Raw genomic sequence first — 25,273 nt, forward strand, 5'->3', positions numbered from 1 at the left:
CTGCCGTAGACCCGGAGAGACAAGCGCAGAGCCGGAACCGACCTTGCCGGCGCGTCGACACGTGGGGATGGGGATGATGAAAGCAGTGGCACACAGCGCAGCGGCAACGAAGTTCAACGGCCTGTCGGTAAAGGCGACGCTGCGGATCGCGTTCGCGATCCTGCTCGCCGGCACGCTGCTGATCGGCGTGTTTTCGTTGTTGCAGATCGGTCGGCTCAACGCCTCGACGCAATCGATCTACGATCAGGGCCACGTCGCGAGCCGCGCCGCCGAGGAGGCGCGCGGCCACATGTTGCGCGCGAGCCGCGCGCAAAAGATGCTGCTGACCGCAACCACCGCGAAGGAGCGCGACGAACTCGGCGCCGACATCGAGCGCGGCCTCGCTGGTCTCAACGAGCAACTGCGCACGCTCCAGCAGTATGTCGATACATCGGATGCGAAAGCGCTCGGCGAGCAGAAGGCGTTCGCCGCGGCGGTCACGGCATGGAGCAGCCATCTGCGCGACTTCGTCACGCTCGTGAAAGCGCAGCCGCTCGATCTGTCGCAGATGAACTGGCAGGTCGGCACCCAGGACGTTTCGCTGCTGGTCGAAACCGGCAAGCTCGAAAAGCTCGTCGACGAACTCGTCGCCGAGCGCGGCACCGCCGCGAAGGCGACGATCGACGCGTCCGGCTTCATCTACCGCTCGTCGTTCGTGATGATCGCGGTGATGACGCTTGCACTGATCGTGCTCGCGTTCGGCATCGCCGCGTGGGTCGTGCGACGGCTCACCGCGCAACTCGGCGGCGAGCCCGCGTACGCGAAAGAGATCGCGCGCCGCATCGCCGCCGGCGATCTGTCGAACCGCATCGCGCTCGGCGGCAAGGACCGTTCGAGTATGCTGTTCGCGCTGTCCGACATGCAAAGCGGACTCGCGACGACGGTCGCCGACATCGCGTCGAGCGCCGATGCGATCGCGACCGCGTCTGGCCAGATTTCGATGGGCAATCTCGACCTGTCGCAACGCACCGAGCAGCAGGCGCTCGCGCTCGAGCGCACCGCGAGCAGCATGGAACAGCTGACGTCGACGGTGCGTCAGAACGCCGACAACGCGAAGCAGGCGAGCACGCTTGCGAACAACGCGTCGGAGATCGCCGAGCAGGGCGGCGCGGTCGTGAGCCGCGTGGTCGCGACGATGAACGACATCAACGACAGCGCGCACAGCATCGGCGACATCATCGGGGTGATCGAGGGGATCGCGTTCCAGACCAACATTCTCGCGCTGAACGCGGCCGTCGAGGCGGCGCGAGCGGGCGAGGAGGGGCGGGGCTTTTCGGTCGTCGCGGCGGAAGTGCGCAACCTCGCGCAACGCAGCGCGGCCGCCGCGAAGGAGATCAAGGGCTTGATCCAGACTTCGGTCGAGCGCGTCGGCAACGGCTCGACGCTCGCCGCGGACGCCGGTCAGACGATGGACGAAGTGGTGAAGGCCGTGAAGCGCGTGACCGACATCATGGGCGAAATCTCGGCGGCGTCGTCCGAGCAGAGCGCCGGCATCGAGGCGATCAATCTCGCGGTCACGCAGATGGACGCGGGCACGCAGCAGAACGCCGCGCTGGTGGAAGAGGCCACCGCCGCGGCCCGCTCGCTCGACGATCAGGCGCGCGGGCTCAAGGCGATGGTGGGACAGTTCAGGCTGTAAAACGAGCGGCGGCGCGGACCTCAGCTCGCCTTGTTCGACCCGGACGCCGACGCCGTGGCGGAGCCCGTCCCCGGCCGCACGACTACCGTGCAGGTCGTGCCCGCGGCCAGCATCACGTCGGCGGGCACCGAGTCGATGCGCACGCGCACCGGCACGCGCTGCGCGAGGCGCACCCAGTTGAAGGTCGGATTCACGTCCGCGAGCAGCTCGTGGCTTTGCGGATTGTCGCGGTCGTAGATGCCGCGCGAGATGCTCTCCACGTGGCCTTGCAGCGTGCCGCCGCTCATCAGCCGCACTTCGGCCTGATCGCCGACGCGCACGTGCGGCAGCTTGGTTTCCTCGAAGTAGCCATACACCCAGAACGAGTGACTGTCGACGATCGCGAGCTTCGCGGCGCCGGCGCTCGCATAGTCGCCGCGGAACACCGAGAGGTTGGTCACGTAGCCGTCGACCGGCGACACGACGCGGGTGCGCTCGAGGTTCAGCTTCGCGGCATCGAGCGCGGCGAGTGCCTGCTGATAGGCGGCATCGGCGGCGGACGCGGTATGCGTCGCGTTTTCGCGGCTTTCCTTCGACACCACCTGCGAATCCATGTCGGCACGCCGTTGCGCGTCGTCGCGCTTCATCTGCAATTCGGCGCGGCGCGCGGCAACGGCGGCCTGCGCCTGCTCGACCGCGATCTGGTAGTGCGACGGGTCGATCTGCATCAGCAGGTCGCCCTTCTTCACCAACTGGTTGTCCTTGACCGGCAAATCGACGATCGCGCCCGACACGTCCGGCGCGACGTTGACGATCTCGGCACGCACGCGGCCGTCGCGGGTCCACGGTTCGTCCATGTAATGGACCCACAGCACGCGGCCAATCAGGATCGCGACGGTGAAAATGACGGCTGTCGCGATGAAGCCCAGAAGATTTCGGATGGTCATGTTTCGACTCTGATCAACGATAAACGGCGAGGCCGAGAAGGCCGCACACGGACACGAGCAAGCTGGCCCGGAACAGGGAGGGGTGCCACACCACGCGATACAGGCCCGTATAGGCGATCACGCGATCGAGTAGCCAGGTCAGCGCGGCACCCGCGATGAACAGCAGCAGAACGGCCGGCACATAGGCATCGAGCACGGCGATATCACGCGGCATGAGGAACTCCTTCTTCTTCTGATGCGTCCGCGCGCGCGCCGATCGCCGAGGCGAGCGGCGACTGCGGATCGAGCAGCGCGGTACGGATGAAATGCAGTTGACTGAGGATGCGCAGCAGCTGATGGCGTTCTTCGCGCGACGGCGTGAAACCGGCCATCATCTGCTGCACCTGCGCGATCGCATCGGCGGTGGCCGCGAGCGCGCGCGCGAAGTGCTGCTCGCGCGGGCGCTCGAACAGCGCCGCGAGCGCATCGCGCAGTACGCGCATCGCGACGCGCCAAGCTGCCGCTTTGTGGTAGCGCGGCTCGTTGGGCAGCGTCGCGATTTCGCGGCGCAAGTCGATCACCGCGTTGCCGACCTCCAGCACCGAAAACAGCCAGCGCAGCGTGTCGCGCTTCGTCTCGGGCTCGTTCTGCGACAGCGCGTTGATCTGGAACATCAGATCGCGCGCGCCGCTTTCGAAGCGCGAGCGCACGCGCGCCAGACCCACGCGGCCGGCCAGCACCACCTGGCGGCGCAGGTCGACGAGCAGGCGGTTGCGCAGCCACGGCGTCGACGGCGGCAGCAGCACCGCGAATGCGATCGACGACACCAGCATCGACAGCACCAGCGCGAGCGCATCGTTCATGAACGCGCTCGGGTCGTAGTGCATCACGTTGTCGGGTCCGGCGAGAAAGCAGAAGAAGATGCTATAGCCGACGCCGTAGCCCGCGAGCTTCGCGCGCGTGGTCATGAACACGCCGAGCAGCAGGAACGGCGCGAGCGCGACGCACAGCATCGCGAAGCCGTCGATGTGCGGATACACGCCGAACACCGCGATCATGCCCATCAGCGTGGCGAGCAGCGTGCCGCCGGCCATCTGGAACGCGGTGCGCTTCGGATCGGGCGACGACGACGCGAGCGCGCACACGGCCGCCGCGTTCAGCGTCAACGTCGAGCCGCTCGGCCAGGCCGTCGCGATCCAGAACGCGCCGAGCACCATCATCACGATGGTCGCGCGCAGGCCCGCGACGCCGGCCGCGATCGCGTTGGTTTTCGGCTCGTAGCGCTCGATCCAGCGTTCGCGCGCGTGCGTGTCGACCGCGAGCGACGCGTAGGTCGCCGCGTACGCGTGCAGGTCGTCGATGAAGCGGTACAGCAACTCGGCGGCCGTGTCGAAATCGAGCAGCGGCGCGTCGGGGTGCGTTTCGAGCTCGCTGCGCGTCGCGCGTACTCGCCTCGGCAACTCGGCCTTGTACGTATCAAGTTGCGCGGCGGCGTGCGCGGCGTCGGCCGCGCTCAGCACCGGCTCGCCCGACTTCGCGAGCAACGGCGCGATCTCCTTGAAGTACGGCTCGAGCGCGGCGATCGCAATCGACGCGCCGTGCGTGCTGCTGTCGCGCAGACGGTTCATCAGCTGATGCAGCGCGTGAAAGCGCGTCGACGCGGTCATGAACTCGCTGTTCAGACGCGCGAGGCGCCCGCCGCGCATGCGCGAATCGGGGCCTTCGAACACGGCGACGCTGCGCGCGGCCTCGAAGCCGACGATATCGGCGACGAAGCGCGCATTGGTCGCCTCGATCTGCGCGCGGTCGTTGCGTCCGGCGAGCGACGCCGACACGTACTCGACGAACGCCGAGAAGCGCGCGCGCACAGTGCCGCGCATCTGCAGGCCGGCGAACTGCGGAAACACGAGGCCGCTGACCGCGCCCGCGCAAATGATGCCGATCACCACTTCCGCGACCCGCGTGAGCGCGCTCAGGAACGCGCCGTCCGGATGCTGCGACGCGGGGATGCCGATCAGCGCGGCCGTGTAGCCCGCGAGCACGAATCCGTACGAGCGGAAGTTTCGATTGCGCGCGGCGCCGGCGGTGCAGATGCCGACCCAGATCGCGGTCGAGATCAAAAACAGCTCGGGTTGCTGCGCGAACAGGCCGATCAGCGCGAGCATCACGACGAGACCGACCAGCGTGCCGCAGATCCGGTAGAAGCTCTTGGCGAACACCGCGCCGCTTTGCGGCTGCATCACGATGAACACGGTGGTCATCGCGGTGCGCGGCTGCGGCAGATCGAGCTTCATCGCGATGCCGAGCGCGAGGAAGCACGCGGCGAGCGACTTGAACAGATAGATCCACACGAGGCCGTCGGTGCGCGCCCAGTGGGCGGCGGCTTCGTAGAGCGCGGCGAACGACGCGGGGCGCGCGCTGGAGGAAGAGGGGGAGGCGGACATGGCCTGGCTCACTCGGCCGCGGGCGCGTTCGGGGCGCGCGCGGCGGTGGTGGTGGTGAGGCCTGCGGTCGTCTTCGCGGTGGCGTTGGCATCCGTATCCGCTGTCGCCGCGCCGCTCTTGCCCTTGCCATGCGCCGGCAACGTCTCGTTGTCCCGCGGACCGTTGGCCGGATCGTCGAGACCGCCGCCGAGCGCCGTCATCAGCGACGCGTGCGCGCCGAGACGCTCGGCCTGCACCTTGGCGACGCCTTCCTGCGCGCGCAGCAACTGGTTTTGCGCGACCAGCACGTTCAGATAGTCGGTCAAGCCGCGCCGGTAACCTTCGCGCGACAGATCGTAGTTCCTGCGCGCGGCGGCGACCGAGCGGTCGGCGTCGTCGGCCTGAGTGGCCAGCGAACGGATGCGGATCACCTGGTCGGAGATGTCCTTCAGCGCCCCCACGATCGACTGGTTGTAGCGCTCGACCGCCTCGTCGTAGCCCGCCGACGCGGCGCCGAGCTGCGAGCGCAGCCGGCCGCCGTCGAAGATCGGCAGCGTCAGCGCGGGACCGACGCTCCAGCTATGCGACGGACTCTTCAGAAACTGGAACAGCGGCCCCATCGCCGCATAGCCGCCGATCGACGCGAGCAGGTTGATGTCCGGATAGAACCCGGCCTTGGCGACGTCGATGCCGCGCGCCTGCGCGGCAACCGTCCAGCGTGCCGCGACCACGTCCGGACGATGGCCAATCAGAGCCGCGGGCAGCGCGGCCGGCAGACCGGCCGGCGCGGCGAGCGACAGCGTCGGACGCTGGATCGCGTCGCCGCCGCCCGGACCCTTGCCCGCGAGCGCGGCCAACTGGTTGCGACCGAGCGCGATCTTTTCCTCGATGGCGTCGATCTGGCGCTCGTACTCGGGCATCGGCGTTTCGGCCTGGCTCACTTCGAGCTGCGTGCCGATGCCGCCCTTCAGGCGCCGGTTCGCGAGGTCGACGATCTGCTGCTGTTGCTGCAGCGTGGCCTTCGCGATGTCGAGCAACGCGTAGTTCATCGACATCTCGATATAGGTGCGCACGACATTCGCCTGCAGTTCGAGCTGCGCGGCGCGCGCGTCGGCGGCGCTGGCGTGCGCGAGGTCGAGCGCGCGCTCGGCGGCGTTCTTGTCCTTGCCCCAGAAATCGAGGTGATAGGCGAGGGCGAGCGTGCCGGTGTTGTTCCACGACTGCTCGCCGGCGAGCGGCCCGGGACCGTAGAAGACGTTGTCGGGCCACTGCTCGCGCTGGATCGACAGGCTGCCGTTGACTTGAGGCGCGAGCGCCGCGCGGGCGACGCCGGCCATCGACGCCGCCTCGCGCACGCGCGCCTGGGCCACCGCGAGACTCGGATTGCCCGCCTGCGCGTCCGCGATCCACTGATTCAGCTGCGGATCGTTATAGACGCGCCACCAGTCGGCGGCAGGCCACAGTGCGTCGGCATTGGCGGCGCGGATCGCGTTGCCCGCGTCGAGCGACGAAGGATCGATCGTGTGCGTTTGCGGCGCCACGCCTCCGGTACTTGCGCACCCGGCGATTGTTAATAGGATCGTAAGAACCGCGGTTGCGGCGATCCCTTTGGGTACCGGAGACTGCACGATTTCCTCCAAATTTGACTATAGAACCTTGTGCGCAATTATATTTTTCGATCGATTGCGGAATAACCGGTAAAGATGCAAGGCATTTTTACGCTTTATGAGATAATTGCCATTGCTGATCGTGTAACAATCGCTGCCGATTATTCGCAATTGAGTTGCATGGGACCGGAGTAGGGGCTAAAGCGCCAGCACTGGTCGACAGAGGATAGGTATGGACACGCTTCAAAACATGCGCGTTTTCGTCCGCGTCGTCGAAGCGGGCAGCTTCACGGGCGCCGCGCAACATCTGAATACGACGACGGCCTATGCGTCGCGCGCGGTTTCCGATCTGGAAGCGCATCTGCGCACGCGGCTTTTGAACCGGACCACGCGCCGCATCGCGCTGACCGAGGCCGGCGAGCGCTATCTGCAGCGCTGCGAGCAGATTCTCGCGTACGTGGATCAGGCGGAGGCCGAGGCGAGCGACGCGCACGCGCGCCCGTCCGGCAAGCTGAAGGTTCACGCGATGACGAGCTTCGGCCAGCACTACGTGGTGCCGGCCGTGGGCCGATACCAGGAGCGCTACCCGGACGTGCATGTCGAATTGACGCTCGCGCAGCGCATGCCCGATCTGCTCGACGAGGGCTTCGACGTGTCGCTGACGCTCGCGACCGGCCTGCCGGATTCGGGGCTCGTGTCGCAGCGCATCGGCAGCGCATTCAGCATTGCGTGCGCGTCGCCGGCGTATCTCGAGCGACATGGCGTGCCGCAAACCCCGGCGGACCTCGCGCAGCACAACTGCCTGCAGATGGTCACACCGGTGTATCCGTCGGACAAATGGACCTTCGAAGGTCCGAACGGCGAGGAAATCGTGTCGCTCGGCTCGACGAAGTTCCAGGTGAACGTGGCCGAAGCGATGGTCGTGGCCGTCGCCCAGGGCATGGGCGTGGCGCTGATTCCGATCTACTCGGCGATCAGCGGTTTGCGCAGCGGTGAACTGGTGTGGCTGCTGCCCGAGTACACGTCGCAGCAGATGAACCTGTATGCGCTTTATCCGTCACGGCAGTATCTGGATGCGAAGATCCGCACGTGGGTCGAATTCCTGCGCGACGAGTTGCCCTCGACGCTGGCCGCGGATCAGGCGGAGTTGCGGCAGTTCGCGCGGACCTGAACGGTCTGCTCGTCATGGGTTGACGTTGGTGCGGCACGCGGAGTGCGGGACGCGCAGTCCGGCACACGCAGTGCGGCACGCGGTGTGCGGCACGCAGCGTGACACCCTGTTACACACGCGCCGCGTCGCAACATTTCTTTACTTCTACCGCGCAGTCGATTTGTTAACGTGTCGTTCACGCGTCGCCGCTTTGGTCGGACGCGCTGGATCCGCCGCCGTTCGGCATCTCGCAACCACTGAAGGACGACACATCCATGGATACGCACCTGATGATCGGCTTGGCCGTCATGTTTGGACTGATTGGCGTCGCCGCGTCACGCGATCTGCTGCGCCGCATGCGCGAACAGCAGCCACAGCTCGTGCCGGTCGAGGTCGAGTCACAGGACGCGCAGCGGCGAGAGCAGTGAGCAACGCGAGCGGGTCGATCCGATGCAGCCGGCCCGCTAGCATCCGCTACTAGCACCCTCTAGATCTCGACGACCTTGTCCCACGCAAACTGCGGATTTTCCCACTGGCGGGTGCGTCGGTCGAAATAGCCGCGCGGATTGCACACGACGCGCGTGCCGTTCACCACATAGTCGAACGACGTATGCGTGTGGCCATGAATCCACAGCGCGACAGGCGCGCGCACCAACTCCGGCAGATGATTGACGAAGCCCGCCGACACGCGGTCTTCGGCAAAGCGCTCGGCCAGACTCAGCCGATGCGGCGCGTGATGCGTGACCACGATCGTTTGGCCGGCGAACGGTTTGGCCAGCTCGCTTTCGAGCCACGCGCGCGCATGCCGGTGCAGCGCAAGCGAATCGGCAGGCGTGAAGTCGCGAGCGGCGTCGCGCGGGTCGTGCGGCCAGTTCATCTGGATCAGTCCGCGATAATCGAGCATGACCTTGCGCGCGGCGACGATCGACTCCTCGATTGCGTCGGGCGTTGCGCCGTACAGTTCGAAGTCGGTCCACAGCGTCGTGCCGAGCACGCGCCAACGGCCTTCTGGATCGACGAACGCGGCGTTGTTCAGCACATGCAGGTTGTCGACCTGCGCGGCCGCGTCGAGCGTGGCGCTCTCCAACGCACCGAACTCGCCGTCGTAGTACTCGTGATTGCCCGGCACGTAGACGACCGGCACCGTGTCGTCGAACGCCTGCGCGGCCCAGCGCGGGCCCGCCGCATGGTTGTGGATGTCGCCCGCCAGCACGATCAGATCCGCCTGCGCATGCGGGATCAGTTCAGGCTCGTCGTTTTCCAGATGCAGATCGGACAGCACGCGAATCTTCACGGACGCGACTCCTGCGAAACGCCTCCACGCCGGATCGCGGAGGCTTCTGACATTAGCGTAGCACCTTGCCCGGATTCATCAGGTTCAACGGATCGAGCGCCTGCTTGATTGCGCGCATCATCCGCACCTCGACGTCCTGCTTGTAGTGCGCGGCCTCGTCGATCTTCAGTTGGCCAAGCCCGTGTTCCGCACTGATGCTGCCGCGATGCGCATCCACGCTGTCGTAGACGATCCGGTTGATCGGGCTCTGGTACTCCCGCAGGAACGCCTTCGCATCGACGCCCTCGGGTGCCTGCACGTTGTAGTGCAGATTGCCGTCGCCGAGATGGCCGAACGTGACCATGCGTGCGCCCGGCGCGGCTTGCGCAATCGCCGCATCGGTCGACTCGATGAAGTGGCCAATGCGTGAAATCGGCACCGCGATGTCGTGCTTGATGTTCAGGCCTTCCTCGGCCTGCGCGAGCGGAATGTGCTCGCGCAGATTCCAGAACGCGCGCGACTGCGCGAGGTTTTCCGCGACCACGGCATCTTCCACCAGACCCTGCTCGAGCGCGGTTTCCATCAGCCCCTCGAACAGCGTGCGCGCGTGCACTTCGCTTTCGCTGTCGGACAGTTCGAGCAGCACGACCTGCGCATGCGGTTCGGTGAACGGATAACGCATCTGCTCGAAATGCCGGCCGACGAGGCGCAAACAGAAATCCGACATCAGCTCGAAGCCGGTCAGCAGCGGCCCGGCGACGCGTTGGGTGAGCGCGAGAAAATCGAGCGCCGCATGGGGCGACGCGAGCGCGGCGAGCGCGGTCACGCGCGCGGCCGGCTGCGGATGCAGCTTCAGCACGGCCGCGGTGATCAGGCCGAGCGTGCCTTCCGCGCCGATGAACAGGTCGCGCAGATCGTAGCCGGTGTTGTCCTTGCGCAGACCGCGCAGGCCGTCCCACAGTTCGCCTTGCGGTGTCACCACTTCGAGGCCCAGGCATAGCTCGCGCGTGTTGCCGTAGCGCAGCACACCGGTACCCCCCGCGTTGGTCGACAGATTGCCGCCGATCGTGCAGCTGCCTTCGGCGGCGAGGCTCAGAGGAAACAGACGCCCGGCCGCTTCGGCGTGCTTTTGCACGTCGGCGAGGATCACGCCGGCTTCGACGGTGATCGTGTTGTTGTGCGGATCGATGTCACGCACGCGGTTCAGGCGACGTAGGCTGATGACCGCCTGCGAGCCGCTCGTGTCGGGTGTCGCGCCGCCCGCGAGGCCGGTGTTGCCGCCCTGCGGCACCAGCGCGACGCGATGGTCGACCGCGAGCCTGACGAGCGCAGCGGCTTCGGTGGACGTGGCCGGGCACAGCACCGCGCAGGCCGCGCCGGTGTAGCGGCGGCGCCAGTCTGTCAGGAAGGGCGCGGTGTCGTGCGGATCGGTCAGTACGTGGGCCGCGCCGATGGCGTCGCGGCAGGCGGCGATAAAAGCGGTGTGGTTCATGTGGGGCGGTTGGCGGTGTTAGGTGCGGGCACGGTGTCGGAGCGTGGAGGCTGTCAGGCGGGCGGCGGCGGTTCGCCGGCAGCCTGCCGGGCCGCCTGGTTTGCGGCCTGATTTGCAGCCTGATTTGCAGCCTGTCTCGCGGTTCGCTTCGCCGCGCGCTTGAATGGCCCGACATACGCGAGCGCGCAGGCGAAGAAGATCACGGCAAGCGCCGCTTGCAGCCAGCCGAGCCGGGCGCTCAAGCCATGATCGCTCCAACCTCGAACAATGCCCTCGGCGAAATACAGCAGAATCAGCATCGACGCCCACTGCAGCGTATAGAGCCGGCGTCGCCACACGCCCGGCAACGCGGAGAGCAGCGGCAACGCTTTCAGCACGAGCAGCGAGCCGCCGGGGCGCAACGGCGCGAGCCACCATTCCCATGCGACGGCAAGCACGATCATCGCGACGAGCGTGAAAGTGGCGAGGAGCGCGGCGGCGCCTTTGGGCTGCACGGGCGCGAGGGGTGCCGAGGCCGACGCGTTTGCTGCATTTGCCGCGAGGCTCACGGTTGCCGCCTTGGGATGGTCGTCGGAGTTCGTGATCGCAGCTTCAGCGCCGCGAGCGTCCCGCAGGGCTGTGTCGCGTTCGATCGGTTGCGGATGCGGTTGGTTCACGGCTTTACGCTCACGGTCTTTCGCTCATCGACGCCGCCGTGCGCGCCACGCGCGCACCCAGCGCGGTCGCCAGCGTGCGTTCGTCGGCGGAGATGCCCTGGCTGGCCGTGCCCGCGCGCGCGAAATGCGATGCGCCGTATGGCGTGCCGCCGGTTTGCGTGGTGGTCAGCGTGCTCTCGGTGTACGGAATGCCGACGATCAGCATGCCGTGATGGAGCAGCGGCAGCATCATCGACAGCAGCGTGGATTCCTGGCCGCCGTGCAGACTGCCGGTCGACGTGAACACGCAGGCTGGCTTGCCCGACAAGGCGCCGGATAGCCACTGCGGCGTGGTGCCGTCGAGAAAGTATTTGAGCGCGGCCGCCATGTTGCCGAAGCGGGTCGGCGAGCCGAGCGCGAGGCCGGCGCATTCTTCGAGGTCGCGCAGTTCGACGTACGGCGGTCCTTCGGCGGGGATGTCCGGCTCGCTCGCCTCGCAGACCGTGGAAACCGCCGGCACGGTGCGCACGCGCGCCTGCATGCCGGGGACGCTGTCGACACCGTGCGCGATCGCCAGCGCGAGCTCGCGCGTGGCGCCGTGACGGCTGTAATAAAGCACGAGAATGTCTTTCATAGGCCTCATCATTGAACGGGTATTATAGGGGTTCGGTCCATTGCACAGGCCACTCATAGCCGTTCGGCCAGCAGGTTCGGCCCAACGCCGCGCGGGGTTCCCGCAGTCCCGGTCTGACGGTTCAGCAAGCAAGGAGGCAGGTTTGTTGGTTAGGGTGCGTTTCGATCTCGACACGCTCAAACGGCTCGCGCAATTCGCCGCGCAACGCATCGGCGAGGATCGGATTCCGCAAGTCGCGGGCAGCCTGACGTTCACCACGATGCTCGCGCTCGTGCCGCTCGCCACCGTCGCGTTTGCGCTGTTCACCGCGTTTCCGATCTTCAGCTCGTTCCAGGCGTCGCTGCAGTTTTTTCTTGCCGACCACCTGATGCCCGCGCAACTGAACGATCAGATCTTCAAGTATCTGAACCAGTTCGCGTCGAAGGCCAAAGGGCTGACCACGATCGGCATGATCATCCTGTTCGTCACCGCGGTGATGACGATGATGACCGTCGAGTCCGCGTTCAACGTAATCTGGCGCGTGCGCAAGGCGCGGCCCGTCGCGCAGCGCATTCTCGTCTACTGGGCGATCATCACGCTTGGTCCGATCCTGATCGGCGTGAGTCTGTCGATCTCGTCGTATCTGTTCACGCAATCGATGTCGTTCAGCGCCGCGCAGCGCATCACACCGCTGATCGAGTGGGCGCTCGCGAGCGCCACGCTGCCGTTCACCATGCTCGCGTTCACCATCCTTTACGTTTATTTGCCCAACTGTCGTGTCGAGTGGCGCGACGCGGTGGTCGGCGGCGTGATCGCTGCGGTCGCGTTCGAGCTCGCCAAGCGCGGCTTCGGCTACTACGTGCGCCGTATTCCGACCTATACGGCGGTGTACGGCGCGTTCGCCGCGGTGCCGCTGTTCCTGCTGTGGATGTACCTGTGCTGGTTCATCACGCTGACCGGCGCGATGATCGCATCGGCGTTGCCGGCGATTCGCATCGGTCAGTTTCACCGCCCCGTGTTCTATGGCAGCAATCTGTTCGATTCGCTCGAACTGCTGGCGCGGCTGTGCGAAGCGCGTGAGGGCGGCAGACGCGGCTACACGATGCCCGAGCTTGCGCGCATGCTTCGCCGCGACAAGGATACGACGCTGATGCTGTTGCAGCGTCTCGAGGAGATCGAGTGGATCGCGCGGCTGGAGGAGGACCATACCGGCCCGCACTTCGTGCTGCTCGCCAACCCGGCGCAGGTGACCGTGCAGCGGCTGTACGACCTGTTCGTGATCGACCGCGCGGAGCTTACGTATCAGCTCGAACTGGATTCCACGCGCGTGGACGGCGGCATGCTGCTCGCCGCGCTCGACAACGACCAGCTGAAGGTGACGCTCGCCGCGTTGCTGGCCTCGCGCGCGGCGGCACGGGCGGCGCGATCCGCAGACGGGCAGCGCGCGGCGGCTTCGATGCCGCAGCAGGCGGCGTGATAGAGCGGCTCGACCTGAAGCCGCCCCGCTAGAACTACAACGAAATCTTCCCCACGCAGATGTCCTTGAACATCACCCAGTCGCCCATCAGGCTGTAAAACGGATGGCGGAAGGTGGCCGGCCGGTTCTTTTCGAAGAAGAAATGGCCGACCCACGCGAAGCCATAGCCGCACACCACGGCCGCCGGCAACCATAGCCAGTCGCCGGTGGCGAGCGCCATCGCGAGGCAGCCAATCACGCCGAGCGAGCCGACGAAATGCAACCGCCGCGACGCGATGTTGCGATGCTCGCTCAGGTAATACGGATAAAACTCCGCGAAGCTCGCGAAGTGATCGGTATGCGCGGTATGAGCCATGACGGCCTCCGGAGGCTGAAAAAGACGGCTTTTCAATCATTCTCCGGCGATCGCTTGCCTAACGCAACCTGGCCTTTCGGCAGATAGTGCGGCGGATTCGGCGTGGGTATCGTGGTGACTCGGCGGCCATTCGCAACAGCATTCCCGGTGGCTGCCTGCGGACCACCGAACTGCGCAACGAGCCGAAATCGCACGCCCCTTCAGCTCGCTTCGTGCGGCGCCCGCGAAGCGAAACTGAACAGCGCATCGAGCGTCGCGTCGGGTTGCTCGGTCATCAGCGCGTGGCCCGCATCGAGCGTGACGGTATCGACCGGGGCGCCCGCCTGCGCGAGCGCATCGGCAAGCGCTTTCGCCGCGCGCGGCGGCGTCATCGCATCGCGCCGGCCGACGATCAGGCGCGTCGCGCAACGCACCTGCGTCGCGCGAGCGAGGCCATCCGCATAGGTGTGGCAGGCGGTGAAGTCGGTGTGGAACAGATGCGGTTCCCCTCTGGCGGACACGTGCTCCATCAGCCGCTGGTTCATGCCGTGCAGCCAGAAGCCGGGACCGGGGCACGAGGGCTTTGCGGCGAGCGTCGAATGCGACCACTGGTTGACCATGTCGATCGCCTCGGGTTCGCGATTGAGCGCGGCGTCGAGCAACGCGTCGGAGACGCTCATCGGCTGCGCGGTCGCGAGCAGCGCCAGATGCGTGGCGCGCTGCGGATAGCGGCCGGCGAAGTCGAGCGCGATCAGCGAGCCCATACTGTGACCGGCGACGAACGCTCGGGTGACGCCCACGGCGTCGAGCAGCGCGGCGAGCCAGTCGGCCAGCGCGGCGATGCTGACGAGCGCGGGGCCGGCGCTGCGGCGATGGCCCGGAAGATCGACCGCGAGCACGCCGAAGCCGTGATGCGCGAAGTAGCGGCTTTGCAGCGCCCACACGCTGTGATCGTGCTCGGCGCCATGAATGAATACTGCCGTCGGCAGGCTCGCGTCGAACGGTTTGCCGCCGGTGTAGGCGTAGGCCGGTTTGCCTTGAACGGTGACGATCATGCGGACTCCGGGCGGGCGGGGCCGTTGGTGGTGGCGGACGCGGCAGAGGCGTTCTGCTGTGTTGGGTTGCCGTTTGGCGTTGCGGGACGACCGCCGGGCGCCGGTTGCGCGGCTTTTTGCGCGGCCTTCAGCGCGCGCTTGAGATCGTCGATCAGGTCATCCGGATCTTCAAGACCGATCGACAGACGGATCGTGCCTTCGGTGATGCCGGCCGCGGCGAGCGCGGCGGCATCCATGCGGAAATGCGTCGTCGACGCCGGATGGATCACCAGCGAGCGCGCGTCGCCGACGTTCGCGAGGTGCGAGAACAGCGTGAGCGCTTCGATAAAGGCGCGCCCGGCCGCTCGGTCGCCGCGCAGGTTGAAGCTGAACACCGCGCCGGCGCCGCGCGGCAGCAGCCGTTTGGCCAGCGCGTGGTCGGGATGCGTCGGTAGCTCGGGATAGGCGACCGATTCGACCATCGCATGACTGGCGAGAAAGTCGATCACGCGCCGCGTGTTGGCGACGTGTCGCTCCATGCGCAACGGCAGGGTCTCGATGCCTTGCAGCAGTTGCCACGCGGCTTGCGGATGCAGGCACGCGCCGAAGTCGCGCAAGCCTTCGCGCCGCGCGCGCAGCAGGAACGGCGCGACGGTGCTTTCCTCGGCGAACACCATGCCGTGGAAGCCGTCGTACGGCTCGGTGAATTCGGGAAAGCGGCCGGAAGCCTCGAAGTCGAACGTGCCGCCGTCGACCAGCACGCCGCCGATCGTCGTGCCGTGGCCGCCGAGAAACTTGGTCGCCGAGTGATAGACGAAGTCGGCGCCATGCTCGAACGGGCGCAGCAGGTAGGGCGTCGTGAAGGTCGAGTCGACCAGCAACGGCACGCGGTGCTCGTGCGCGATCTGCGCGAGCGCGGCGATGTCGAGCACGTCGAGGCCCGGATTGCCGAGCGTTTCGCCGAATAGCAGGCGCGTGTTGGGGCGCAGCGCGGCGCGCCACGCGCCGAGGTCGCCGGGCTTCACGAAGGTCGTCTCGATGCCGAAGCGCCGCAGCGTGTAATGCAGCAGATTGTGCGAGCCGCCGTACAGCGCGCTCGACGCGACGATGTGAGAGCCGGCGCCCATCAGCGTCGCGATCGCAAGATGCAGCGCGGCCTGGCCGCTAGCGGTGCCGATCGCGCCGGCGCCGTTTTCGAGCGCGGCGACGCGCTCTTCCAACACGGCGACGGTCGGATTCGAGATGCGTGAGTAGACATGGCCGGCGCGCTCCATGTTGAACAGCGCGGCGGCGTGATCCGAGTCGCGGAATGAAAACGACGTGGTCTGGTAGATCGGCGTCGCGCGCGCGCCGGTGGCGGGGTCGGGAGCGGCGCCAGCATGCAGCGCAAGCGTATCGAAACGGTTGGCGGACATCGTGAGCGGCGGGCCGTCGGGGCCACGCGAAAGGTCAGGGTGGGCCGGCCATCCTATCATCGGCGCGCGCCGCTTCAAGCGCGGTTTTCCCGTGGGTTCGTGGCCGGGTTGATCGTGGATTCGCGCGGCTCGTGCCGGGAGCGGGACAGGCTCGCGATCTGGAAGTCAGATGAATTCGAGATCCCGAAAGCTCGCCGAGCCTCGGCTGGCGGGCCGCTTTCCTTTTATGGGCCTTTCCGATAGGATCGAAAAAACATTTCATGCATTGCACGATTGGCGGTATCAGGAGATAGATCATGCGAGTCAGCGACATTCTTAAAGTCAAGGGCAACACCCTTTTTACGGTCACGCCGGATACCACGCTGCATGACGCCGTCAATACCATGGCCGAGCACGACATCGGCTCGCTCGTCGTGATGGAGTACGGCGACCTCGTCGGCATGCTGACGTTTCGCGAAATCATCATGACCTTGAGCGAGAACGGCGGCAGCGTCGGCACTTCGACGATCCGCAAGGTGATGGACGACCATCCGCTCACCTGCACGCCCGAAACCGACGTCAACGAAGTTCGCCGCATGATGCTCGAGCATCACGTGCGCTATCTGCCCGTGATGGAAAGCCGCACGCTGATGGGCGTGATCTCGTTTTACGACGTCGCGAAGGCGGTGGTCGAGGAGCAGGGGTTCGAAAACCGCATGCTGAAAGCCTATATCCGCGACTGGCCGGAAGAACAGGAAGGACAGGACCAGCAGCCGGCGCGTTGATGCGCGTGGCTCGAACGTCGCGCTCCGGCCGTCGCCGCGAGCGCGAAACCGCCGACAGGGCGCGCGCGCAAGCGGGCGCTTTTTTTGTGTCCGGCCCCCGGAGTCCGGATCCGGCTCGGGAGGATCGCGGGAGCGCTAACGGGCGGGGCGACGCTAGTGTGCGTGCCCGCTCCAAGGCGAACCGCGCCGGGCGAGGCCTCGCCGCCGAAATGATTGAAAGCCCTATCGCCGGTAACACCAGGTGTCACGCGCAGACCCGCGTGCGCGTCGTGCCAGCCTGTTTGCGGGCCGCGCGTTACGTATCATTGCCATTTTTCCGCGCCGTTCTTCCGACTTCATGAACGATCGTCCGTTGCCTGCCGCTCGCCGCGCCGCCCGTGCGCGCGAAGCGCACGAATCCCAGTTCCGCCTGCTCCGCCAGCGCCGTTTCGCGCCGTTTTTCTGGACGCAGTTTCTCGGTGCGATGAACGACAACGTGTTCAAGATCGGCTTCACGTCGCTCGTCACGTATCAGGCGGCGCGGTTTTCGGGCGTCGATCCGAAAACCGCGGCGTTCCTGATCTCCGCGATTTTCATTTTGCCGTTCGTGCTGTTTTCGGCCACTTCCGGCCAGATCGCCGACAAGTACGACAAGGCGTTGCTCACGCGCGTCGTCAAAACGTTCGAGATCGCGGTGATGCTGGTCGGCGGCGCGGGATTCTGGCTGCATAGCGCGCCATTGCTGTACCTGTGCACGTTCCTGATGGGCGTGCATTCGACCGTATTCGGACCGGTCAAGTACTCGTATCTGCCGCAACATCTGTCGAAGGCGGAACTGGTCGGCGGCAACGGCATGGTCGAGATGGGCACCTTCGTCGCGATTTTGATCGGTACGATCGTCGGGGGCGCAGGCGCGGGGTTCGCCGAGCATGGCGCGGTGGTGCTCGCTTGCGCGTGTATCGCGATCGCGCTGATTGGGCGCGCCGTGTCGGGCTTCGTGCCGGCTACGCCCGCGCCGCAGCCGGGATTGCGCATCAACTGGAATCCGGTCAGCGAAACGTGGCGCAATCTGAAGCTGGCGCACGAAAACCGCACGGTGTTTCTGAGCCTGCTCGGCATTTCGTGGCTATGGTTCGTCGGCGCGACGTTCCTCGCGTCGTTTTTCAACTTCGCGAAGGACGTGCTGTCCGCCGATCCCGACGTCGTGACCGTGCTGCTCGCCACGTTTTCGATCGGCATCGGCATCGGCTCGCTGCTGTGCGAACGGCTGTCGAAGCGGCGCATCGAGGTCGGGCTCGTGCCGCTCGGCTCGATCGGCATGAGCGTGTTCGCAATCGATCTTTTTTTCGCGAGCCACGCGTTGCCGCCGGCGGGGCATCTGCTGAGCGTAGGCGAATTTCTCGGGCGGCTCGCGCATTGGCGCGTGCTCGCCGATCTGTTCCTGCTCGCGATGTTCGGCGGCTTTTACAGCGTGCCGCTGTATGCGCTGATCCAGAGCCGCAGTCAGCCGAGCCATCGCGCGCGTATCATCGCCGCGAACAATATCCTCAATGCGCTGTTCATGATCGTGTCGGCGCTGATGGCGATGGGCCTGAGCGCCGCAGGTTTTGGCATTCCGGCGATCTTCCTCGTCACCGCGCTGCTGGACGTGGTCGTCGCGGGCTACATCTATTCGCTCGTGCCCGAGTTCCTGCTGCGCTTCGTCGCGTGGCTGCTCGTGCATACGTTTTACCGGATCCGGCTCGTGCACGCGGAGCGGATTCCGGAGCAGGGCGCGGCGGTGCTCGTATGCAACCACGTCAGTTTCGTCGATGCGATCGTCATCATGGCCGAAAGCCCGCGGCCGATCCGCTTCGTGATGGACCATCAGATCTTCCGCTCGCCGTTCGTCGGCTGGCTGTTCCGGCACGCGAAGGCGATTCCGATCGCGCCCGCGCATCAGGACGCGGCGCTGCTCGCCCGTGCGTACGATCTGTGCGCGCAGGCGCTCGCGGACGGCGAACTCGTCTGTATCTTTCCCGAAGGCAAGCTGACCCGCACCGGCGAGTTGAATCCGTTTCGCCACGGCGTCGCCGAAATCGTCGGGCGGACGCCGGCGCCGGTGATTCCGATGGCGCTGCGCGGGCTGTGGGGCAGTGTGTTTTCGCGCGCGGTGGACGCGAACTGGCCGCGGCCGATCAGCAAAGGTGTGATGAGCCGACTGAGCCTCGCGGTTGGCGAGCCGATCGACCCGGCGCTCGCGACGCCGGAGAAGTTGCAGCAGCTCGTGACCGAGCTGCGCGGCGCGCGCAAGTAGCCGTGGGCCGGTGGGCGGACGCCGGTGGCGCGTTCGCCCGTATCACCCGGTGCGGCCGCGGGCGTCCTGGCCGGTCGGCCATCGTCGTCGCCACGCCCGGCCTGGAGGCGAGCGGGCTGGCATAATAGCGTTCTCCCCGTATTTCTTTGGACGACGCTCATGTCCGGCAACACGCTCGGTACGCTTTTCACTGTCACCACCTTCGGCGAATCGCACGGCCCCGCTATCGGCTGCGTGATCGACGGCTGCCCGCCGGGCATGGCGCTCAACGAAGCCGACATCCAGTTCGAACTCGATCGCCGCAAGCCGGGCACGTCGCGCCATGTGACGCAGCGCCAGGAAGAGGACAAGGTCGAGATTCTGTCGGGTGTGTTCGAAGGTCAAACCACCGGCGCGCCGATCGCGCTCCTGATCCGTAACACCGACCAGCGCAGCAAGGACTACGGCAACATCGCCGAGACGTTCCGCCCCGGCCACGCCGACTACACCTACTGGCATAAGTACGGCATTCGCGATTACCGCGGCGGCGGCCGCTCGTCGGCACGGCTGACGGCGCCGACGGTGGCGGCGGGCGCGGTCGCGAAGAAGTGGCTGCGCGAGAAGTTCGGCACCGAGATTCGCGGCTATATGGCCGCGCTCGGCGAGATCGACGTGCCGTTCGTCGATTGGGCGCAGGTTCGCGAGAACCCGTTCTTCGTGCCGAATGCGGAGATCGTTCCGCAACTCGAAGCGTATATGGACGCGCTGCGCAAGGACGGCGATTCGATCGGTGCGCGCATCAACGTGGTCGCCTCCGGTGTGCCGGTCGGCCTCGGTGAGCCGCTGTTCGACCGCCTCGACGCTGACATCGCGCACGCGATGATGGGCATCAACGCGGTGAAGGGCGTCGAGATCGGCGCGGGCTTCGCGAGCGTCGCGCAACGCGGCTCGGTGCATGGCGACGAGCTGACGCCGGAGGGGTTCGTCGGCAATCACGCGGGTGGTGTGCTTGGCGGTATTTCGACGGGGCAGGACATCACGGTGTCGATCGCGATCAAGCCGACCTCGAGCATTCGCACGCCGCGCCGTTCGATCGACAAGGCGGGGAAGCCGGTGGTCGTCGAAACCTTCGGGCGGCACGACCCGTGCGTCGGCATTCGCGCGACGCCGATCGCCGAGTCGATGCTTGCGCTCGTGCTGATCGATCACGCGTTGCGTCATCGCGCGCAATGCGGCGATGTGGCCGTCGACACGCCGAAGATTGCGGCGAGCGCGCCGTAACCTGTCCTTTCACGTTGAGAATCTCGTGCTCTCGAGATTCTCCCCCACCTCGCGCAGCCTATGAGCGGCGCTTCCTGAACGCTTCCTTTTTCCGCGATTGCGCGCGTGGGCACACAGCCCGTGCGAAACGTGGCTTCGCCTGCGCAATCACGCACACAACGTCAAGAAAGAGGGAGTAAAAAACGGGAGCGACAGTGCGAGCGCACCGTCGAGGCTTGCCTTCGCAGCGCAAAGCTGTCGCAATGCGCGGCGAAGGCAAACAGCACACCAATCACATATTCGGATAGTTCGGGCCGCCACCGCCTTCCGGCGTCACCCACACGATATTCTGCGTCGGGTCCTTGATATCGCAGGTCTTGCAGTGCACGCAGTTCTGCGCATTGATCACGAGCCGCTCGTTGCCTTCCTCGTTCTTCACGAACTCGTACACGCCGGCCGGGCAGTAACGCGACTCCGGTCCCGCATAGGTCTGCCAGTTCACGTTGACCGGCACGGTCGGATCTTTCAGCGTCAGGTGCGCCGGCTGATTTTCCTCGTGATTCGTGTTCGAGATGAACACCGAGGACAGCCGATCGAACGTCAGCTTGCCGTCCGGCTTCGGATAGGGAATCGGCTTGCACTGCGAAGCCGGCTTCAGCATCTCATGATCGGAATGCTGATGATGCAATGTCCAGGGCACGTTGCCGCCGAGCAGCTTCTGCTCGAGACCGACCATCAGCGTGCCGAGGTAGAGACCCTTGCTCATCCACTGCTTGAAGTTACGCGCGCGATACAGCTCGGTGTAGAGCCACGACGTCTTGAAGGTTGCCGGGTAGGCGGTCAGCTCGTCCGACTGACGGCCGGCCTGCACCGCGTCGAACGCGGCGTCAGCGGCCAGCATGCCGGTCTTGATCGCGGCGTGCGAACCCTTGATACGCGACGCGTTCAGGAAGCCCGCGTCGTCGCCGACCAGCGCACCGCCCGGGAACACCAGCTTCGGCAGCGACAGCAGGCCGCCCGCGGTAATCGCGCGCGCGCCGTACGACACGCGCTTGCCGCCTTCGAGGATCGCGCGGATCGCCGGATGCGTCTTGTAGCGCTGGAATTCCTCGAACGGCGACAGATACGGATTCGAATAGCCGAGGCCGACCACGAAGCCCACCACCACCTGGTTGTTGTCCATGTGGTAGAGGAACGAGCCGCCGTACGTGTCGTTTTCGAGCGGCCAGCCGGCCGTGTGCATCACCAGACCCGGCTTGTGTTTCGCGGGATCGATTTCCCACAGCTCCTTGATGCCGAGGCCGTACACCTGCGGATCGACGCCGTCGCGCAGCTTGAACTTCTCGTTCAGCTGGCGGCCGAGGTGGCCGCGCGCGCCTTCGCAGAACAGCGTGTACTTCGCGTGCAGCTCCATGCCGAGCTGGAAGTTCCCGGTCGGCTCGCCGTCCTTGCCGATGCCGAGGTTGCCCGTGGCGACGCCCTTGACCGAGCCGTCGTCGTTGTACAGCACTTCGGCCGCCGGAAAGCCCGGGAAAATCTCGACGCCGAGCGCCTCGGCCTGCTGACCCAGCCAGCGCGTCACGTTCGCGAGGCTGATCACATAGTTGCCGTGGTTCTTGAAATTGTCCGGTAACGCCCATGTCGGCACGCTCTTCGCGCCCGTTGCCGACAGGAACAGGAAGCGGTCTTCGGTCACGTCGACCGTCAGCGGTGCGCCTTTTTCTTTCCAGTCCGGAATCAGCTCGGTCAGCGCGCGCGGATCCATCACCGCGCCCGACAGAATATGAGCCCCGATCTCAGAGCCTTTTTCGAGTACGCACACGCCAAGCTCGACGCCCTTTTCGGCGGCGCGCTGCTTCAGACGAATGGCAGCCGACAGGCCCGCAGGGCCGCCGCCGACGATGACGACGTCGTACTCCATCGACTCGCGCGGGCCGTACTGCTCAATGAGACTTGCGGGGGTCATTGATGCTCCTCTTACCGTTAGAATGCTTTTTTCGGGTTCGTATTGTGGGCGATCGATTCTCGCGCCGCAACCCAAAAGCCACAGATTAGCACGATCGTACTATTTCATGATACGGTATAGACCCTTAGTCGCGGTCCTACCGAACCCCGTCAACCGCAGTTGTCATTACAACCGAACAAGGAAAGACAATGGGCCGTTCGATCAATCTGGAAGGCAAGGTCGCGCTGATCACGGGCGCTTCGAGCGGGTTGGGCAAGCGCTTCGCGCAGGTGCTGTCGCAGGCGGGCGCGAAGGTCGTGCTGGCGAGCCGACGAACCGAGCGGCTCAAAGAGCTGCGCGCGGAAATCGAGGCGTCCGGCGGCGCCGCGCACGTCGTGTCGCTCGACGTGACCGACTACCAGAGCATCAAGTCGGCGGTCGCGCACGCGGAGACCGAGGCCGGCACGATCGATATCCTCGTCAATAACTCGGGCGTGTCGACCACGCAGAAGCTGTCCGAGGTCACGCCGGCGGACTTCGAATACGTGTTCGACACGAATACCCGCGGCGCGTTTTTCGTCGCGCAGGAAGTCGCCAAGCGCATGATCATGCGCGGCAACAGCGCGCAGAAGCCGTCGTACCGGATCATCAACATCGCGTCGATGGCGGGCTTGCGCGTGCTGCCGCAAATCGGCCTGTATTCGATGAGCAAGGCCGCGGTCGTCCACATGACGAAGGCGATGGCGCTCGAGTGGGGCAAGCACGGCATCAATGTGAACGCGATCTGCCCCGGGTATATCGACACCGAGATCAACCATCACCACTGGTCGACCGACCAGGGGCAGAAGCTCGTGGCGATGCTGCCGCGCCATCGGGTCGGCAAGCCGGAGGATCTCGACGGGCTGCTGCTGCTGCTCGCCGCGGACGAATCGCAGTTCATCAACGGCTCGGTGATCGCCGCTGACGACGGCTTTGGGCTCGCGTGAGCGGGCCGTCCCAAGTTTCAACAGTCAGGCAAAAAAAGGAAGAACGGAAGTACAGAATGAGCGATTTTCATGCAGTTTTCGAAATGACGATGCCGATCCGCTGGGGCGACATGGACGCCTTCGGTCACGTCAACAACACGGTTTATTTCCGCTACATGGAGCAGGTGCGGATTTCCTGGTTCGAGCACATGGACTTTCTCGGCCAGCGCGAGGACGGGCAGGGGCCGGTGATCGTCAATGCGTCGATGGAGTTTCTGAAGCAACTCCACTATCCGGGTGACGTGATCGGCCGGATGTCGGTGGCCACGCCGGGGCGCAGCAGCTTCGATACGGCTTTCGAGCTCCTGCGCGCCGATGAGCCGGATGCGCTCTACGCGCGGGGCGCCGCGCGCTGCGTGTGGATCGACTACGCGGCGGGCAAGTCGGTGCCGGTGCCCGACGTACTGCGCGCGGCCATCGAGAGCGCGGCGCTCGTCAAGGCGGCCTGACAACGCCGTCTGACAACGCCGCCTGAGCGCGCGGCTCGACCACACCGTCGCGCGCTTCAAATTTCCTCTGTCAATCGCCGAGCAGCCGCTGCAACAGCTCGGTCGCATTGCCCGTATCGTACTTGCGCATGAGCCGCGCACGGTAGACGTCGACCGTGCGCGGGCTGATGTCGAGCACGCGGCCGATCTGCTTGCTGGTCTTGCCCGTCACCAGTTGCGCGGCGATTTCGCGCTCGCGCGGCGTCAGTTCCACCGCGACCCGCCGGGTCGCGCTCAGATCCTCGAAGGTCCAGACACCCGCCGCGTGCGGGTCGGTGCGCTGCTGCGCGCGGCCCGTCACGTGACACCAGAACAGCTCGCCGTTCGCGCGCTTCATGATGCGGTCGTCCGCGTAGCTGCCTTGCGCGGTCATGATCGGCGGGATGCGCGCGCCGATCCGCTCGAATTCATCCGCCGACGGATACAACACCTGAAAGGACTGACCGATCAGCGCGTCGCGCGCATAGCCGAAAATCGACGCGAGCTCGTCGTTGCAGTCTTCGATGGTCCGCTCGCGGGACAGCACGAGTCCGATCGGCGCGAGGTGAAACGCAGTGCGGTAATCCAGGGCGGGCATGGGCGGGCGGCAAGTACTTATGTATTTTTGCGTATTGTGCCGCATGGCTGGCCCAGCGTACTCTTTCGGGCAGATGACAACGCGGCATATGCCGCGGATGACTAGAATGACGTAGCGGTATCGGGAGGCGACGTGAAGTTCGCCAGCCGCGATATCAGCCGCAACGATCCGGCGGCCTGCGTACAGGTTTCGGGTTTCCATAAAGGAAGGGACAAACAGATGAACAAGGTCTATCCAGGCGCCGCCGAGGCGCTGAAGGACATCGTCAAGGACGGGCAGACGTTCGCCGTCGGGGGCTTCGGCCTGTGCGGCATTCCCGAGGCGCTGATCGCGGCGCTGCGCGATACGAAGGTGCAGGGCATCACCTGCATCAGCAACAACGCGGGCGTCGACGGTTTCGGCCTCGGCCTGCTGCTCGAGACGCGCCAGATCAAGAAGATGATCTCTTCGTACGTCGGTGAGAACAAGGAGTTCGAGCGCCAGTACCTGGCCGGCGAACTCGAGCTCGAATTCACGCCGCAAGGCACGCTCGCCGAGAAGCTGCGCGCGGGCGGCTCGGGCATCCCGGCGTTTTTCACGAACACGGGCTACGGCACGCAGATCGCTGAGGGCAAGGAAACCCGCCAGTTCGGCGATAAGCACTACGTGCTCGAACATTCGCTGACCGCCGACGTCGCGCTCGTCAAGGCATGGAAGGCCGACAAGTCCGGCAACCTGATCTATCGCCGCACCGCGCGCAACTTCAATCCGATGTGCGCGATGGCTGGCCGCATCACCGTCGCGGAAGTCGAGGAGATCGTCGAAGTGGGCGAGCTCGATCCGGACGCGATCCACACGCCTGGCATCTTCGTGCAGCGCATCGTGCTGAATGCGCATCCGGAAAAACGCATCGAACAACGCGTCGTCCGCGCGAAAGGAGACTGA

General features: G+C 65.8%; 23 protein-coding genes. 10 read left to right on the forward strand and 13 right to left on the reverse strand.

Features of this window, described 5'->3' with window-relative positions; all coding sequences use genetic code 11:
• Positions 1–76: 76 nt before the first annotated feature.
• Entirely contained in the window at positions 77–1,678 is a 1,602-nt protein-coding gene (locus L0U84_RS05050; protein WP_233851941.1) for a methyl-accepting chemotaxis protein, read from the forward strand.
• A 20-nt stretch (positions 1,679–1,698) separates the two neighbouring features.
• Here L0U84_RS05050 and L0U84_RS05055 read toward each other — a convergent pair whose 3' ends face one another.
• The 4 genes from L0U84_RS05055 to L0U84_RS05070 are packed head-to-tail and all read right to left on the reverse strand — an operon-like array spanning position 1,699 to position 6,634.
• The gene (locus L0U84_RS05055) at positions 1,699–2,604 is read right to left on the reverse strand and encodes an efflux RND transporter periplasmic adaptor subunit (RefSeq protein ID WP_233848231.1); all 906 of its coding nucleotides are present in this window, start codon (positions 2,602–2,604) and stop codon (positions 1,699–1,701) included.
• A gap of 13 nt (positions 2,605–2,617) precedes the next feature.
• On the reverse strand, positions 2,618–2,818 hold the full coding sequence (locus L0U84_RS05060) for a DUF1656 domain-containing protein (protein ID WP_129963269.1): 201 nt from the start codon (positions 2,816–2,818) through the stop codon (positions 2,618–2,620).
• The gene (locus L0U84_RS05065; protein WP_233848233.1) at positions 2,808–5,027 is read right to left on the reverse strand and encodes an FUSC family protein; all 2,220 of its coding nucleotides are present in this window, start codon (positions 5,025–5,027) and stop codon (positions 2,808–2,810) included. Before L0U84_RS05065 ends, L0U84_RS05060 begins: the two co-directional genes overlap by 11 nt.
• 8 nt (positions 5,028–5,035) lie before the next feature.
• Complete coding sequence (locus L0U84_RS05070; protein ID WP_233848236.1) at positions 5,036–6,634, reverse strand: efflux transporter outer membrane subunit; 1,599 nt, start codon at positions 6,632–6,634, stop codon at positions 5,036–5,038.
• A 211-nt stretch (positions 6,635–6,845) separates the two neighbouring features.
• Between L0U84_RS05070 and L0U84_RS05075 the strand changes: the two genes are divergently transcribed.
• Complete coding sequence (locus L0U84_RS05075) at positions 6,846–7,784, forward strand: LysR family transcriptional regulator (RefSeq protein WP_233848238.1); 939 nt, start codon at positions 6,846–6,848, stop codon at positions 7,782–7,784.
• A gap of 254 nt (positions 7,785–8,038) precedes the next feature.
• Entirely contained in the window at positions 8,039–8,191 is a 153-nt protein-coding gene (locus tag L0U84_RS05080) for a hypothetical protein (protein WP_233848240.1), read from the forward strand.
• 59 nt (positions 8,192–8,250) lie between these two features.
• Here the strand turns inward: L0U84_RS05080 and L0U84_RS05085 are convergent, their stop codons facing one another.
• The 4 genes from L0U84_RS05085 to wrbA all read right to left on the reverse strand — a co-directional run bounded on the left by L0U84_RS05085 (position 8,251) and on the right by wrbA (position 11,797).
• Positions 8,251–9,057 carry a metallophosphoesterase gene (locus L0U84_RS05085; RefSeq protein WP_233848247.1) on the reverse strand — a complete coding sequence of 269 codons (807 nt, stop codon included), beginning with the start codon at positions 9,055–9,057 and terminating at the stop codon, positions 8,251–8,253.
• 52 nt (positions 9,058–9,109) lie between these two features.
• A complete protein-coding gene (locus L0U84_RS05090) occupies positions 9,110–10,528 on the reverse strand; it encodes an FAD-binding oxidoreductase (RefSeq protein WP_233848248.1) in 1,419 nt (472 codons plus the stop codon).
• Positions 10,529–10,581: 53 nt separating this feature from the next.
• Positions 10,582–11,076, reverse strand: coding sequence for a DUF2069 domain-containing protein (locus tag L0U84_RS05095; protein WP_442794025.1), 495 nt, complete (start codon positions 11,074–11,076; stop codon positions 10,582–10,584).
• Between the two features lie 118 nt (positions 11,077–11,194).
• Complete coding sequence (gene wrbA / locus L0U84_RS05100; protein WP_233848249.1) at positions 11,195–11,797, reverse strand: NAD(P)H:quinone oxidoreductase; 603 nt, start codon at positions 11,795–11,797, stop codon at positions 11,195–11,197.
• A gap of 142 nt (positions 11,798–11,939) precedes the next feature.
• Between wrbA and L0U84_RS05105 the strand changes: the two genes are divergently transcribed.
• Positions 11,940–13,253, forward strand: a complete 1,314-nt coding sequence (locus L0U84_RS05105) for a YihY family inner membrane protein (protein WP_233848251.1) — start codon at positions 11,940–11,942, stop codon at positions 13,251–13,253.
• Between the two features lie 34 nt (positions 13,254–13,287).
• On the opposite strand, the gene L0U84_RS05110 is transcribed toward L0U84_RS05105, so the two are convergent.
• The 3 genes from L0U84_RS05110 to L0U84_RS05120 all read right to left on the reverse strand — a co-directional run bounded on the left by L0U84_RS05110 (position 13,288) and on the right by L0U84_RS05120 (position 16,036).
• Entirely contained in the window at positions 13,288–13,608 is a 321-nt protein-coding gene (locus L0U84_RS05110) for an Mpo1-like protein (RefSeq protein ID WP_129963260.1), read from the reverse strand.
• Between the two features lie 200 nt (positions 13,609–13,808).
• The gene (locus L0U84_RS05115) at positions 13,809–14,642 is read right to left on the reverse strand and encodes an alpha/beta fold hydrolase (RefSeq protein WP_233848253.1); all 834 of its coding nucleotides are present in this window, start codon (positions 14,640–14,642) and stop codon (positions 13,809–13,811) included.
• Positions 14,639–16,036, reverse strand: coding sequence for an O-acetylhomoserine aminocarboxypropyltransferase (locus tag L0U84_RS05120; protein ID WP_233848255.1), 1,398 nt, complete (start codon positions 16,034–16,036; stop codon positions 14,639–14,641). Before L0U84_RS05120 ends, L0U84_RS05115 begins: the two co-directional genes overlap by 4 nt.
• Positions 16,037–16,332: 296 nt before the next feature.
• Here L0U84_RS05120 and L0U84_RS05125 point away from each other — a divergent pair, with 296 nt between their 5' ends.
• From L0U84_RS05125 to aroC, 3 genes are all read left to right on the forward strand, one after another.
• The gene (locus tag L0U84_RS05125) at positions 16,333–16,800 is read left to right on the forward strand and encodes a CBS domain-containing protein (RefSeq protein WP_233848256.1); all 468 of its coding nucleotides are present in this window, start codon (positions 16,333–16,335) and stop codon (positions 16,798–16,800) included.
• A 337-nt stretch (positions 16,801–17,137) separates the two neighbouring features.
• Positions 17,138–19,075 carry an MFS transporter gene (locus L0U84_RS05130; protein WP_233848259.1) on the forward strand — a complete coding sequence of 646 codons (1,938 nt, stop codon included), beginning with the start codon at positions 17,138–17,140 and terminating at the stop codon, positions 19,073–19,075.
• Positions 19,076–19,234: 159 nt separating this feature from the next.
• Positions 19,235–20,335: a chorismate synthase gene (aroC, locus tag L0U84_RS05135; RefSeq protein ID WP_233848268.1), complete on the forward strand. Its 1,101-nt coding sequence runs from the start codon at positions 19,235–19,237 to the stop codon at positions 20,333–20,335.
• Between the two features lie 271 nt (positions 20,336–20,606).
• Here aroC and L0U84_RS05140 read toward each other — a convergent pair whose 3' ends face one another.
• Positions 20,607–22,280: an electron transfer flavoprotein-ubiquinone oxidoreductase gene (locus L0U84_RS05140; protein ID WP_233848276.1), complete on the reverse strand. Its 1,674-nt coding sequence runs from the start codon at positions 22,278–22,280 to the stop codon at positions 20,607–20,609.
• Between the two features lie 188 nt (positions 22,281–22,468).
• Between L0U84_RS05140 and L0U84_RS05145 the strand changes: the two genes are divergently transcribed.
• Both L0U84_RS05145 and L0U84_RS05150 read left to right on the forward strand, forming a co-directional pair.
• Positions 22,469–23,245 carry an SDR family oxidoreductase gene (locus L0U84_RS05145; protein ID WP_233848278.1) on the forward strand — a complete coding sequence of 259 codons (777 nt, stop codon included), beginning with the start codon at positions 22,469–22,471 and terminating at the stop codon, positions 23,243–23,245.
• Positions 23,246–23,301: 56 nt separating this feature from the next.
• A complete protein-coding gene (locus L0U84_RS05150) occupies positions 23,302–23,733 on the forward strand; it encodes an acyl-CoA thioesterase (RefSeq protein ID WP_233848280.1) in 432 nt (143 codons plus the stop codon).
• A gap of 70 nt (positions 23,734–23,803) precedes the next feature.
• Here the strand turns inward: L0U84_RS05150 and L0U84_RS05155 are convergent, their stop codons facing one another.
• Positions 23,804–24,349, reverse strand: a complete 546-nt coding sequence (locus tag L0U84_RS05155; protein ID WP_018421157.1) for a LuxR C-terminal-related transcriptional regulator — start codon at positions 24,347–24,349, stop codon at positions 23,804–23,806.
• Positions 24,350–24,568: 219 nt separating this feature from the next.
• Here L0U84_RS05155 and L0U84_RS05160 point away from each other — a divergent pair, with 219 nt between their 5' ends.
• On the forward strand, positions 24,569–25,273 hold the full coding sequence (locus L0U84_RS05160) for a CoA transferase subunit A (RefSeq protein ID WP_233848281.1): 705 nt from the start codon (positions 24,569–24,571) through the stop codon (positions 25,271–25,273).

Source organism: Paraburkholderia sp. HD33-4 (genome assembly GCF_021390635.1).
Classification (GTDB): Bacteria; Pseudomonadota; Gammaproteobacteria; order Burkholderiales; family Burkholderiaceae; genus Paraburkholderia.